Here is a 13662-nt window from a genome sequence, read left to right on the forward strand (position 1 = left end):
TCATGGCAGGAGGCACCTGGGAGCGTTGCGTCCGTGAGGTGACGCTCTCGGCGGACCCGGAAACCGTCGGATCGGTCGGCGCGGGCTGGAAGAACCTCTCCACGGCGCTCGGCCACCTACGCGACTCGCTGGTGGGCCGTTCGTTCGTCGGCCCGATCGCGGCCGGCCAGGAGCGCCCGCACACCGGCGGCCTGCCCGGGATGCTCGCCGGCTGGAAGGGCAGCGGCGGCGACGCGTACCGCGAGCACCTGTCCGAGATCGGCAAGGACATCGAGGAACTCATCACGCACGCCAGCAACGTCAGCGGCGCGCTGTCGCGGATCGAGGGCGACATCCGTACGGCGGTGGCGAGCATCCCGATCCCGCTGATGGACAACTTCGGCTGGAACGAGTGGAGCCTGCCCGGCGGCACCGAGCTGGACGACGCGCGCGACGGTGAGAGCCAGTCCGGCTTCCTGGCTGCGCTGCGCAGCGACTACCAGGGCAACCAGGCGTTGTACGCCGACGGCGCGTTCCGCGACAAGGCCGACGACCTCGAAGCCACCATGAAGATCGACGGCAACGCCAGCGACCAGAAGCGGGGCGGCTGGTGGGACACCAAGTCGCACCTCGACAACTGGTACCGCGACAACCAGCAGGCGGCCAACAAGGCGATGTCGCCGCTGCCGGCAGCGGTCGAGGCCGAGCGCCCCAAGCTGGCCGTACCCCGCCCCACGGACAGCGAACTGGGCGACGGCTACCGCGGCGACCCGCGGGTTCCCCCGACGGGTGTGCCCGGCGGCGGCCTGCCGGGTGGCGGCGCGCCCGGCGGCGGCATGCCCGGCGGTGGCGGCCCCATGCCGTCCATCGGCAGCACCGGCATCGGTGGTGGCGCGCCCGGCGGCGGTTCGTTCACGCCGCCCCCCGGTGGGCCCGGCAGCGGCATCCCCGGCGGCGGCACCTACACCCCGCCGACCGCCGGGGGGATCCCCGAGCTCGGTGGCGCGCCCGGCTCGGGCACCCCGGAGTACGGCAGTGGTCTGGCCGGCGCGGGCGGGCCCGGCACGATCACCGCAGGCGGGCCGGGCACGCTCGGTCTGGGCGGCGGTGGCGCGGGTGGACTGAGCGCCGGCGGCGGCGGCCTCGGCGGTGGTGGCGCCGGCCTGGGCTCGGCCGGCGGGATCGGCGGCGGTGGGATCGGCGCGGCCGGCGGCATGGCCATGGGCGGCCTGCCCGGCATGGTCGGCGGTGGCAACGGCAAGGTTCCGCCACTGACCAGCGCGGCCAGCGCGTTGAAGGCCGCGGCCGCGGTGGGACCGGGCGGCGCGGGCGGCGCGCGTGGCGGGATGGCCGGCGCCGGGATGATGGGCGGCGGAATGATGGGCGGTCACGGCGGCGCCGGTCACGGCGGCGACGCGGCGGGGCACTCGTCATGGTTGACTGAGGACGACGATCCGTGGGGTGCCGGTGACGGTGCGTCCCCGGGCATCCTGCGATGAGGACGGACGGATGAAGGTGCACGTCGGCGCGCTCCGGCCGGTGACGGCCGGTCTGCTTGCCGGACTGATGCTGCTGGGTGCCGCCCAGCCGGCGGTCGCCGCGCCGCGCCGCGCCGAGCAGTGGTATCTGGACGAGCTGCGGATCGACCGGGCGCATCAGATCTCCACCGGGCGGGGCGTCGTCGTCGGCGTGCTGGACACCGGTGTGGACGCCGGGCACCCCGACATGCGGGGCCGGGTCCTGGCCGGGGGCAGCACCCGTGACTCCGGCGACGGCCGGCGCGACCCGGACGGCCACGGCACCCACATGGCCGGGATCATCGCGGCCAACGGGACCGGGGTGGTCGGCATCGCGCCCGACGCCCGGATCCTGCCCATCCGGAAGCCCGTCGGCGCGGCGGCCACCAAGGACGACTCCGCGACCGGCATCCGGATGGCCGTCGACGGCGGTGCGAAGGTGCTCAACCTGTCGTACGGCGGCGCCGGGCCCGTGGAGGAGGTCGAGGAGGCCGCGATCCGGTACGCGCTGGAGCGCGACGTGGTCGTGGTGGCCGCCGCCGGCAACGTCCGGCAGGCCGGCCCGGACGTCGTCTCACCCGCCAAGATCCCCGGCGTGATCGCGGTGACCGGCACGGTCCGGGGCGGGGGTTTCTGGTCCGGATCGGCCCAGGGCCCGGAAGCGGTGATCGCCGCGCCCGGCGACGAGGTCTACAACATCGGCCCGGACCGGGGCTACGGCTGGGGGGACGGCACATCCGACGCCGCCGCCGTCGTCTCCGGTGTCGCGGCGCTGATCCGGTCGAAGCACCCGAAGCTCTCCGCGCCCGACGTGATCAACCGGATGATCCGTACCGCCCGGGACGCCGGGCCGCCCGGCCGCGACCCGCGGTTCGGCTTCGGCCGGATCGACCCGGTGGCGGCGCTCACCGCAGACGTGCCGTCGGTGTCGGCGAACCCGCTGCTCGGGGCCGCCGCGCCGAGCGCGTCCGCGCCACCGGCCGCCGCCGAGGACGACAACTTCGACGTGACGAAGTACGGCGACCGGGGCGGCCCCACCGACCAGCAGGTGATGGTGATCGGCATCGGCATCGCCGTGGCGCTCGTGGTGCTGCTGGCGCTCGTGGTGTTCCTGATCTGGAACCGCCGCCGTCACCGGCGTGAGCTGGCGAAGGTCGGCTCGATCCCGGACGAGGCGCTGGACCGGATGGACGCCGGTGGGCAGGGCCCGCCGGTGCCCGCCGGTCACGCCGCCCCGCCGCCCGGCTACGGCCCACCCGGCGGCTACCCGCCACCCGGCGCGCACTCCCAGCCGAGCGGATACCCCCAGCAGGGCGGATACCCGCAGCCGGGTGGGTACCCCCAGCCCGGCGCGGGCGCCTACCCGCCCCAGGGCCAGGCCCACACCTCACCCGGCCAGAGCCCGTACGCCCCACCCGGCGACCCCCGCCCCTGACCGACCCCGCACCCGACCCGCCCCACAAGCCCCCCCCCGGCCCACCCCCACCCCCACCCCCGCACCGCCCAACCCGACGATCATGAAGTTGACGCCGAAGTTGATCTCTGATTTCGCCGTTAACCTCATGATCGACCGGGCGGAGATGGGGTGGGGTGGGGGCGGGGGTCGGGGTTTGTGGGGGTTTGGGGTGGGTGGGGTGGCCCCGGGTGTGGGGCGCGGTGGGCGCTGCGTCAGGATGAGACCGATACGCAGGCACAGCCGAGGAGCTCACGATCGCCAGAAAGCCTCAACCCGAGGGCGGCCAGGCCCCCGTCGTCCAGCGGGTCCGTATCCGGTACGCCAAGCGTGGGCCGCTGCGGTTCACCTCGCACCGGGACTTCGCCCGGGCCTTCGAGCGCGCGCTGCGCCGGGCCGGCGTGCCGATCGCCTTCTCTCAGGGGTTCACCCCGCACCCGAAGATCTCGTACGCCTCGGCCGCCCCGACGGGAGTGGCGAGCGAGGCCGAGTACCTGGAGATCGGGCTCCGTGAGCCGGTCGACCCGGCACGGCTCCGTGAGGCGCTCGACGCCGCTCTCTCGCCCGGGCTCGACGTGCTCGACGCGGTGGAGGCCGCCGGCGGCAGCCTGGCGGACCGGATCGAGGCGTCGTACTGGCGGATCGAACTGCCCGAGGTCGACCCGAAGGTGCTCGCGGAGGCCGTGGCGGCCTTCACGGCCGCCGAGGAGATCCAGGTCGAGCGGATGACCAAGCAGGGGCGGCGTACCTTCGACGCCCGTGCGGCAGTGGTGTCGATCGATGCCATGGCTCCGGCTGAGACGCCTTCCGGGGCGGCGGCCGTACCGTGTGCGATACTCGAACTGGTCGTGCGGCAGGTCACCCCGTCCGTTCGGCCCGATGACGTCCTGTCCGGCCTCCGTGCGGTGGCCGCCCTGGAGCCGCCGGTCACCCCGAAGGTGATCCGGCTGGCGCAGGGCACGCTGACCGCGCAGGGCGAGATCGTCGATCCGTTGGAAGCGGATCGCGACGGGGCAACCATCGGAGAGCGCTGACCGTCGGTCAACGCTCTGGCAGGCAGACTTCGGCGGTCGCGCGTTTGCGCGCCCGGCGGAAACACCTTTGCGGCAACCCTGCGTGGCAGCGCTCACCCGCGCCCGGGGCGGCCAGAACTGGAGAACGTCCATGCTCGAGAACGAGCCCGAGGGCGGCGAACGGACCGGCGCAGAGCCGGCCGGGACGACCGCCGACAGCGCCACCACCGCCTCCGGCAGCGCCGCGAGCGCGACCTCTGCCGGCGCCGGGGGAGCCACCACGGAAGGCACCGTGGAGGGCGTCGCGGAGACCAAGCCGCCCGCCCGTAAGCGGGCCAGCCGCCGCAAGGCCGCTCCGCTGAACCAGCCGGAGCAGACCGACGCGCCGGTCGAGGCGTCCACAACGGTGACCGGCAGCGGCGAGTCGCCGCAGGCCGAGGTGCTCGCGCCGGTGGCCGGTGAGTTGGACACCGCGCCGAAGACCACCCGGCGGCGTCGTAAGGCGACGCCGGCGAAGGCGGTCGAGGAGCCGGTGGCCGCGGCCGGTGTGGAGGCCGCCTCGGAGGAGGTCGTGCCGCCGGTCAAGGTGACCCGGACCCGCCGTCGCAAGGCCACGCCGGCTGCCGAGACCGTCGCGCCGGACGAGACCACCGCCGCGGGGCAGGCGCCCGCGGACGGCGTGATCGACGGACCGGTCTCCGCGCCCGGTGGCGACCTGATCGCCGAGGGACGCGCCGACATCGACGGCGGCGAGACCGCCGCACCGGGCGAGGCCGTCACCGCGGGTACCGCCGCCGAGACTGCACCGCAGGCCCCCACCGGCCGGCGCAGGGCCACCACCAGCAGGACCAAGGCCGCCGGCGCCGGCAAGGCGAGCACCGGCGGCATCGGTGAGACCACCGGCGAGGACGTCGAGGACGCCGAGGCCGAGGCCGTGGCAGACGCGAGCGCCGCGGCTGCGCGTACCGAAGAGGTGAACCTGGCCCGCAGCGGCGGCCCGGCCGACGCGACGGGCGTCGTGTCGACGGGTGCCGCCGTGCCGCGCGCGGCCGAGGAGCCGGCCGAGACGCCGCCGGCCACCAGCCGCCGGCGTCGTGCCGCGCTCTCCGCGCCGACCGTCCTGTTCATGGCGCCGCAGCCCGACGAGGCGCCGGCCGTCCAGGTGACGTACCCGGCCGCCGAGGAGCCGATCGAGGAAGCGGTCGAGACCGGCCGGCGCCGCCGTCGCGGCCGCCGTGAGGTCGAGCCGGTCGAGGCCGAGGTCGAGCCGGAGGTCGCCGAGGAGGAGCTCGCCGCCGAGGCCGAGGAGACCGCCGAGGGGGACGAGGACGACGAGACGGCCGCGGGCCGGCGTCGCCGCCGCCGGGGCCGCCGGGGTCGTGGCCGGGGCAAGGGCGGCGCGGACGAGGCCGACGACGAGGACGTCGAGGAGCCCGCCGCGGCCGAGGCCGAGGGTGAGGCCGAGGAGCCGGCGGAGGACGAGGAGGCCGAGGGCGAGGGGATGACCCGTCGCCGTCGCCGTCGTCGCCGCCGGGGCGCCGGCGAGGCGGACACCGCCGCCGAGGACGGCGTGCCGACCGTCGTCAAGATCCGTGAGCCGCGCAAGCCGGTCGACGAGGTGCAGGGTGTCTCCGGCTCGACCCGGCTGGAGGCCAAGCGGCAACGCCGGCGGGACGGCCGCGAGCAGCGGCGTACGCGGCCGCCGATCCTGAGCGAGTCGGAGTTCCTGGCCCGCCGCGAGGCGGTGGACCGGGTGATGGTGGTCCGCCAGCGCGGCGACCGCACCCAGATCGCGGTGCTCGAGGACGGCGTGCTCGTGGAGCACTACGTCACGCGGAACTCGTCCGGCACGATGGCCGGAAACGTCTACCTGGGCAAGGTCCAGAACGTTCTGCCGAGCATGGAGGCGGCCTTCGTCGACATCGGGCGCGGGCGCAACGCGGTCCTGTACGCCGGTGAGGTCAACTGGGACGCCACCGGCCTGGAGGGCCGGGCCCGCTCGATCGAGCAGGCGCTGCGCTCCGGCGACTCGGTCCTGGTGCAGGTGACCAAGGACCCGATCGGGCACAAGGGCGCGCGGCTGACCAGCCACATCGCGCTCTCCGGCCGGCACCTGGTCTACGTGCCCAACGGCAACGCCTCCGGGATCAGCCGCAAGCTGCCCGACACCGAGCGCAAGCGGCTGCGGGACGTGCTGAAGAAGCTGGTGCCGGACGGCGCCGGGGTGATCGTCCGGACCGCGGCCGAGGGTGCCAGCGAGGACGAGCTGGCGCGCGACGTCAAGCGGCTCCAGGCGCAGTGGGAGGACATCCAGGCCAAGGCGACCGAGGGCGGCGCTCCGGTGCTGCTCTACGAGGAGCCGGACCTGGTCATCCGCGTGGTCCGGGACCTCTTCAACGAGGACTTCCGCGAGCTGGTCATCGAGGGCGAGCCCGCGTACGACCTGGTCGAGTCGTACCTGTCGCACGTGTCGCCGGACCTGGTGGCGCGGCTGCGCCGGCATGCCGGGGTGGCGGACGTGTTCGCCGAGTACCGGATCGACGAGCAGATCCTCAAGGGGCTGGACCGGAAGGTCTTCCTCCCCTCGGGCGGCTCGCTGGTGATCGACCGCACCGAGGCGATGACTGTCGTCGACGTCAACACCGGCAAGTACACCGGCTCCGGTGGCAACCTGGAGGAGACGGTCACCCGCAACAACCTGGAGGCGGCCGAGGAGATCGTGCGCCAGCTGCGGCTGCGCGACCTCGGCGGCATCGTGGTGATCGACTTCATCGACATGGTGCTGGAGTCGAACCGGGAGCTGGTGCTGCGCCGGCTCACCGAGTGCCTCGGCCGGGACCGTACGAAGCACCAGGTCACCGAGATCACCTCGCTCGGCCTGGTGCAGATGACCCGTAAGCGCATCGGCGCGGGCCTGCTGGAGGCGTTCAGCGAGACCTGCGAGTGCTGCAAGGGCCGGGGCGTGATCATCCACACCGAGCCGGTGCCGGAGAAGCCGCGCGGCGGGGCGGGGGAGAAGGTCAAGGCGGTCGCCTCGGCGGTCGCCGCGCCGGCCGAGGAGAAGGGCCGCCGCCGGGGCCGCAAGGCCGCCGCGGAGAAGCCCGCGGTGGAGGCCGCGCCGGAGCAGCCCTCCGCGCAGCCGCAGGCAGTCACCGAGGCGCCGGCCGCCCCGGAGCGGACCGTCGCCGAGGTGGTCGAGACCGACGACGACTACTACGACACCCAGGGCTACGACCTGTCCCGGTTCGAGACGGACACGCCCGCCGCCCCGGCGATCGCGGACAGCCAGGAGGGCGACTCGGCCCGGCTGGCCGCCGCCGACGACCCGGACGCGATCGGTGACGGAGACAACGACGACGACAGCGGCGCCCCGCGCCGGCGGGCGCGCCGTGGTGGTGCCCGGCGGCGTACGCGGCCGTGAGGCTTTAGCGCGCTGACCTGCGCGAACAGGGCCCCCGATCCGCCGGGAAGAGGCGGGGCGGGGGCCCTGTCGTGTCCGTCGAGCAGGGCGGAGAGGCACCGACCGGCAGCCCGGTTTGGGGGGCGGGCCGGGTATGGCGTACGCTTGCCTGCGGCGCACTTTGGTGTGCCGAGTTCCCGCGTGCCCGCGCCGCCGGTGTCACGGCTCCCGGCGAGACGCCGTGGGAACGACCGTCGACGGTGTGACAGCCGGCAACGGTGCAATAGACGCCAGCAGCCTCAACGACAGGGAGTCCGCCTCCGATGTACGCGATCGTCAAGACCGGCGGCAAGCAGTACAAGGTCGCCGAGGGCGACGTGATCGAGGTCGAGAAGCTCGCCGGTGCCCCCGGCGACGCGGTGAAGCTCACCGCGGTGCTCCTCGTCGACGGTGACGACCTGGTGACCGAAGCGGCGAAGCTCGCCAAGGTCGCGGTGTCCGGCGAGATCGCCGCGCACACCAAGGGCCCGAAGATCCGGATCCACAAGTTCAAGAACAAGACCGGCTACCACAAGCGCCAGGGTCACCGCCAGCCGCTGACCCAGGTCAAGGTGACCGGCATCTCCAGCGGGAAGTAGGTCGTCCTCCAATGGCTCACAAAAAGGGTGCGTCCAGCTCGCGTAACGGCCGTGACTCCGCGGCCCAGCGGCTCGGCGTGAAGCGCTTCGGTGGTCAGGTCGTCAGCGCGGGTGAGATCCTCATCCGTCAGCGTGGCACCAAGTTCCACCCCGGTGACCTGGTCGGCCGTGGCGGCGACGACACGCTGTTCGCGCTGGCCGCCGGCTCGGTGCAGTTCGGCACCAAGCGCGGTCGCAAGACCGTCAGCATCGTGCCTCAGCAGTAGTTCTGTAAGCGTTGCGGGCCGCGGACCTCGAGTCCCGGCCCGCTTCGCTTTTCCCCGTGCGGGGCGGACCCCGCTGGAAGGATTGGCGTCGTGACGACGTTCGTTGACCGGGTCGTCCTGCACATGCAGGCCGGCGACGGCGGGCACGGCTGTGTCTCGATCCACCGGGAGAAGTTCAAGCCGTTCGGCGGGCCGGACGGCGGCAACGGCGGCCACGGCGGCAGCGTGTCGCTGGTGGTCGACCCGCAGGTCACCACGCTGCTCGACTTCCACTTCCGGCCGCACCTGAAGGCCGAGAACGGCAAGGGCGGCGCCGGCTCGAACCGGGACGGCGCCAACGGCCGTGACCTGGTCATCAAGGTGCCGAACGGCACCGTCGTGCAGAGCCTCGACGGCGAGGTGCTGGCCGACCTGGTCGGCGTCGGCACCACGTTCGAGGCGGCCCGGGGCGGCCGGGGCGGGCGCGGCAACGCCTCGCTGGCGAACGCCCGCCGCAAGGCGCCGGGCTTCGCCGAGCTGGGTGAGCCCGGCGACCGGCTGGACGTCGTGCTGGAGCTCAAGAGCGTCGCCGACGTGGGCCTGGTCGGCTTCCCGTCGGCGGGCAAGTCGTCGCTGATCTCGGTGATCTCCGCGGCCAAGCCGAAGATCGCCGACTACCCCTTCACCACGCTGGTGCCCAACCTGGGCGTGGTGCGGGTGGACAACCACACCTTCACCGTCGCCGACGTGCCGGGCCTGATCCCGGGCGCGGCCAGCGGCAAGGGCCTGGGCCTGGAGTTCCTCCGCCACGTCGAGCGCTGCGCCGTGCTGGTGCACGTGATCGACACCGCGACGCTGGAGCCCGGCCGCGACCCGCTCGCCGACATCGACGCCATCGAGTCGGAGCTGTCCCAGTACGGCGGCCTGGCCGACCGGCCCCGGCTGGTCGCGCTCAACAAGGTCGACGTGCCGGACGGCAAGGACCTCGCCGACATCGTCCGCCCCGACCTGGAGGCGCGCGGCCTGCGCGTGTTCGACGTCTCGGCCGCCACCCGGGAGGGCCTGCGGGAGCTGACGTACGCGATGGCGGAGCTGGTCGACCAGGGCCGCCGGGCCGCCCCACCGGCCGAGCCGACCCGGATCGTGATCCGCCCGAAGGCGGTCGACGACGCCGGCTTCACCATCGAGGCCGAGCCGGACGGCTCGTACACGGTGCGCGGCAGCCGGCCGGAGCGCTGGGTGAAGCAGACCAACTTCGACAACGACGAGGCAGTGGGTTACCTGGCCGACCGGCTGGCCCGCCTCGGCGTCGAGGAGAAGCTCGCGAAGGCCGGCGCGCAGGCCGGTGACCTGGTGCGCATCGGCGACCGGGAGTTCGACTGGCAGCCGACGCTCTACGCCGGTGTCGACTTCGTGCCCGGTAACCGGGGCACCGACGTACGGCTGGAGGAGAAGTCGAACCGTCCGTCGGCGTCCGACCGGCTGGCGGCCCGCAAGGCCCGCCGGGTCCGGCCGGAGGACGAGGTCGAGGCCGCGCCCGCGGCGGAAGCGGACGCCGAGTAGCCGTTTGCGGGTCGGTGGCGGGAAACCTGCGCGAAATCCGGCCGATCTAGCGTACGGGCATGTTGATCGAGTCCCGTCCCTCCACCGATCCGGAGATCGCCGCGCTCGTCGTCGCCCAGCAGCGTGAGCTGCGCGACGCGGACGGCGGGCTGGACGGGCAGGTCACAGTCGTGCACACCGACATCCACTACCTGGCCGCCGTGGTGGGCGGCCGGGCGGTCGGCTGCGGCGGCCTCCAGGCGCTCGACGCCGACACCGGCGAGCTGAAGCGGATGTACGTACGGCCGGCGTACCGGGGGCGGGGCATCGCCCGGCAGTTGCTCGTGGCGCTGGAGGAGCTGGCGTTCCAGCAGGGGCACCGCACTGTGTGCCTGGAGACGGGCACCTACCTGCCGGCCGCGATCGGGCTCTACCGGTCCAGCGGTTACGAGCCGATCCCGGTCTACGGCGAGTACGTGGACAACCCGTACAGCGTCTGCTTCGCGAAGCGGCTGCCGGTGGCGGCCTGACGCTCAGGCGCTCGTCTGCGCGTGCGGCGCGGTGACCGGCTTCGACTCGGGGCTGGCGTGCTGGCGCAGCACGATGCTGAGCAGGATCAGCACGCCCACGGCGAGGAACTCGCTCTGCCAGTTCTGCATCGACTGGAACCAGAAGTCGCTGGTGCCGAGGAACTGCCACGCGCTGATCGGGGCGGCGCCGCTCTCCAGCGCCTGCTCATGGTTGTAGGCGGCCACGCCGCCGAACAGGTGCCCCAGGAACGCGCCCCCGAAGATCATCAGCAGTGCGATGGCGAGGCTGTTCCGGTAGACTACGAGCGGCAGCCCGCCGACACGTACCGGCCACGGTGAATCGGGGCGGGCGTGGTCGCGGTCGTCCTCCGGGCGGTCCGTCTGGTCCTCCGGCTTCGACTCGGCCGAGCCCTTCTGCACCAGGTACGCGGTGAGCAGCACGTAGCCGCCCATCTGGAGGAACTCCGACTCCCAGTTCTCGAACACCGCCTCGGCGAAGTGCCCGGTGCCGAGATAGGCCCACCAGCTCAGCGGCTCGGCGCCGTACCGGCTCAGCTCCTCGTTGTGCACCTGCCAGCCGAACACGCTCTGGAGCAGCAGGAAGACCAGGAACGCGCCGAGCATGGCGACCGAGAGCATGTTGTCGCGCAACCACCGTGGCATCGCCGGACCTCCTCGACCCGCTCGCGGTTGCCCTCCTGCCCGGCGTCGGGCCGGGGCAAACGCCGCACCGGCGTGTCGCGCCTGGTCAGGGGCGGTCGAAGGGGGCCTCCACCCGGGTGCCGGTGCCGAGGTTGTTGTTCAGCAGCAGGCCGGCGGCGAGCATGCCGAAACCGAGGACCAGGTGCAGCCAGTTGTCGGCATCGTTCACCGGTACGAAGTTGACCGACGTGTCCCGGTCGATGGCGAAGCCGTACAGCCACAGCACCAGGTAGAGCGCGCCGCCACCGGCCAGGAACACCCGTGCCCCGGCCAGCCGCCGGGCCATCACCAGACCGACCAGGCCGAACAGCAGGTGCACCAGGTTGTGCAGCACCGAGACCTGGAACACCCCGAGCAGCTTCGCCTCGGAGTGGTGCCCGGCGAACGTCATCTCGCCGTAGTGCGTGGTGATGCCGGGCACGAAGCCGAGCACGCCGATCAGCGCGAAGAGAGCCGCCGCCGCGAGGGCGACCTTCTGCACCGCAGGCCGGGCGGACGCGTGTTCGTGCAGGTCACGTGCCATCCCTGTCACCCCCGTGGAACTCGCCGCCGCCCGGGCGGGCGGGCACCCCATTGTCTGACCGGGGTGGGGCGCTCCCGCAGAGAATTCACGAATCAGGCATGGAGCCGCCGACCTGGGGTAGGGCACTTGTCACGCGGAAACAAATCCGCGTACCCCCCGAAGACACCCGCTGGGAAGTACGAGCGGAAGGGACACCATGACTCAGGATCTTTCCCCCAGTTCGGCCACGTACCAGTCGACGAACGGTGGTGGCGGTGTGCGTGACCAGGCCCGCCAGGTCGGCTCCGACGCCGCGAACGCGGGCGGCGCCGTCGCACAGACCGCCAAGGAGCAGGGCCGGGAGGTGGTGGGCGAGGCCAAGCGGCAGGCCCGCGACCTCTACGGCGAGACCCGCAGCCAGGTCACCGCGCAGGCCGGTCAGCAGCAGCAGCGCGCCGCCAGCGGACTGCGGTCGCTCGCCGACGAGATGCGCACCATGGCGCAGCAGGGTGGCGGCTCCGGACCGGTCACCGAGCTGGCCCACCAGGCGGCCGAGCGCGTGCACGGCGTGGCCGGCTGGCTGGAGCAGCGCGAGCCGGGCGACCTGCTCAACGAGGTGAAGACCTACGCCCGCCGCAACCCCGGCACGTTCCTCGTCGGGGCGGCGCTGCTCGGCGTGGTCGCCGGGCGGCTCACCCGCAACATCGCCGCGATCGGCGACGACAGCACGGCGCGGCCGGCGTACGACCCGGACCGCACCGCCGTCATCCCGACCGCCCGTGAGGTGCCGGACCAGGTCCCGCCGGGCGGCTACCTCGACCCGACGCCGGGCAGCTACGCCGAGCCGGACCCGGGCTACTCCGCGCCGGGCGCGACCTACCCGGCCGGCGGCGCCCCGAACACCTGGGCCGACCCGGCGGGTGGCACCGGTCAGCCGCTGCCGCCGCCGGAGCGCACCGACCCGCTGCCGGGTGTCCCGTCGACCGGCGCTCCCCGCCCGTGACCGGCCGCACCGGCAGAAGGGAGGCGACGGCATGACCGTACCCACGCAGGACCCCGGCTATCAGGCGGCTGGTGCCCCGCCCCACGCCGACGAGGTGCGCGGCAGCTCGCTCGGCGACCTGATGCGCCAGGTCACCACCGACCTGTCCACGCTGATGCGCCAGGAGGTCGAGCTGGCCAAGGCGGAGATCCGCCAGGAGGGCAAGAAGGCGGGCAAGGCCGCCGGACTGTTCGGCGGCGCCGGCTTCGGCGGCTACATGGTGGCGCTCTTCGTCTCGATCGCGATCTGGCAGTTCCTCGACAACGTCATGGACTCCGGGCTGGCCGCGCTGATCGTGGCCGTCATCTGGGCCGCTGTCGCGGCGGTCCTGTACTCGATGGGCAAGAAGAACGCCGAGCGGATCCGCGGCCTGAAGCAGACCAACGACAGCGTGCAGCGCATCCCCGACGCGCTCAAGCCGCACCCGGAGGGAGTCATCCGATGAGCACCGATCCCGAGCAGATCCGCCGCGAGATCGAAGCCACCCGCAACAACCTCAGCTCGGACGTGGACGCCCTGGCGTACAAGGTCAGCCCGAGCCGCATCGTCGACGACCGCAAGCAGCGTGTGCGCAGCGCGCTGACAAACGTGAAGGACAAGGTGATGGGAACCGCTTCGGACCTCGGCCACAGCACCGGCCACGCCGCCCACTCGGTGGGCGACCACGCCTCCTCGATGGCCTCCTCCGTGGGCGACAAGGCGCAGTCCGCCGCCGCCACGGTGAGCGACGCCGCCCACCGGGCGCCGCAGGTGGTGCGGCGCAAGTCCGAGGGCAACCCGATCGCCGCCGGCGTGATCGCCTTCGGCGTCGGCATGCTGGTCTCCTCGCTGATCCCGGCCACCCGCCGTGAGCAGCAGGTCGCCGCGCAGGTCAAGGAGAAGGCCGCCGAGCACGGCGGGGTGGTGAAGGAGAAGCTGGGCGAGGTCGCCGGTGAGCTGAAGGAGGAGCTGCGCGAGCCGGCGCAGCACGCCGCCGAGTCGGTGAAGGCCACCGCGCAGGACGCCGCGCACACCGTCAAGGACGACGGCCGCGCCGCCGCCCACGACGTCCGGCACAGCGCCGAGCAGGTGCGGTCCTGAAGGTCCGCGCTCTCGGTTG

At 73.4% G+C, this 13662-nt stretch carries 13 protein-coding genes; 11 read left to right on the plus strand and 2 right to left on the minus strand.

Annotated features, from left to right (window positions below; genetic code table 11):
* Positions 1–2 precede the first annotated feature (2 nt).
* The 8 genes from FB454_RS17430 (at position 3) to FB454_RS17465 (ending at position 10317) form a co-directional block, all read left to right on the plus strand.
* The gene (locus FB454_RS17430; protein ID WP_145823191.1) at positions 3–1478 is read left to right on the plus strand and encodes a hypothetical protein; all 1476 of its coding nucleotides are present in this window, start codon (positions 3–5) and stop codon (positions 1476–1478) included.
* 10 nt (positions 1479–1488) lie between these two features.
* On the plus strand, positions 1489–2931 hold the full coding sequence (gene mycP / locus FB454_RS17435) for a type VII secretion-associated serine protease mycosin (protein WP_145823192.1): 1443 nt from the start codon (positions 1489–1491) through the stop codon (positions 2929–2931).
* Positions 2932–3263: 332 nt separating this feature from the next.
* Positions 3264–3983 carry a TIGR03936 family radical SAM-associated protein gene (locus tag FB454_RS17440; RefSeq protein WP_145754912.1) on the plus strand — a complete coding sequence of 240 codons (720 nt, stop codon included), beginning with the start codon at positions 3264–3266 and terminating at the stop codon, positions 3981–3983.
* Positions 3984–4113: 130 nt separating this feature from the next.
* Complete coding sequence (locus tag FB454_RS17445) at positions 4114–7383, plus strand: Rne/Rng family ribonuclease (protein WP_145823193.1); 3270 nt, start codon at positions 4114–4116, stop codon at positions 7381–7383.
* A 302-nt stretch (positions 7384–7685) separates the two neighbouring features.
* Positions 7686–8000, plus strand: coding sequence for a 50S ribosomal protein L21 (gene rplU, locus FB454_RS17450; RefSeq protein WP_013288011.1), 315 nt, complete (start codon positions 7686–7688; stop codon positions 7998–8000).
* 11 nt (positions 8001–8011) lie between these two features.
* Positions 8012–8266 carry a 50S ribosomal protein L27 gene (gene rpmA, locus FB454_RS17455; protein ID WP_013288010.1) on the plus strand — a complete coding sequence of 85 codons (255 nt, stop codon included), beginning with the start codon at positions 8012–8014 and terminating at the stop codon, positions 8264–8266.
* A 90-nt stretch (positions 8267–8356) separates the two neighbouring features.
* Entirely contained in the window at positions 8357–9808 is a 1452-nt protein-coding gene (gene obgE, locus FB454_RS17460; protein WP_013288009.1) for a GTPase ObgE, read from the plus strand.
* A gap of 59 nt (positions 9809–9867) precedes the next feature.
* On the plus strand, positions 9868–10317 hold the full coding sequence (locus FB454_RS17465; RefSeq protein WP_013288008.1) for a GNAT family N-acetyltransferase: 450 nt from the start codon (positions 9868–9870) through the stop codon (positions 10315–10317).
* 3 nt (positions 10318–10320) lie between these two features.
* Here the strand turns inward: FB454_RS17465 and FB454_RS17470 are convergent, their stop codons facing one another.
* Positions 10321–10980, minus strand: a complete 660-nt coding sequence (locus FB454_RS17470) for a DUF6766 family protein (RefSeq protein ID WP_145754909.1) — start codon at positions 10978–10980, stop codon at positions 10321–10323.
* 85 nt (positions 10981–11065) lie between these two features.
* Positions 11066–11542 carry a DUF4383 domain-containing protein gene (locus FB454_RS17475; RefSeq protein WP_145754908.1) on the minus strand — a complete coding sequence of 159 codons (477 nt, stop codon included), beginning with the start codon at positions 11540–11542 and terminating at the stop codon, positions 11066–11068.
* 196 nt (positions 11543–11738) lie between these two features.
* Between FB454_RS17475 and FB454_RS17480 the strand changes: the two genes are divergently transcribed.
* The 3 genes from FB454_RS17480 to FB454_RS17490 are packed head-to-tail and all read left to right on the plus strand — an operon-like array spanning position 11739 to position 13643.
* Positions 11739–12524 (plus strand): hypothetical protein, encoded by a 786-nt coding sequence (locus tag FB454_RS17480; RefSeq protein ID WP_013288005.1) that lies wholly within the window; start codon positions 11739–11741, stop codon positions 12522–12524.
* Positions 12525–12555: 31 nt separating this feature from the next.
* Positions 12556–13008, plus strand: a complete 453-nt coding sequence (locus tag FB454_RS17485; protein WP_013288004.1) for a phage holin family protein — start codon at positions 12556–12558, stop codon at positions 13006–13008.
* Positions 13005–13643: a DUF3618 domain-containing protein gene (locus FB454_RS17490; RefSeq protein WP_013288003.1), complete on the plus strand. Its 639-nt coding sequence runs from the start codon at positions 13005–13007 to the stop codon at positions 13641–13643. Before FB454_RS17485 ends, FB454_RS17490 begins: the two co-directional genes overlap by 4 nt.
* The last annotated feature ends 19 nt before the right edge of the window (positions 13644–13662 follow it).

This window comes from Micromonospora sp. CNZ297, from assembly GCF_007827625.1.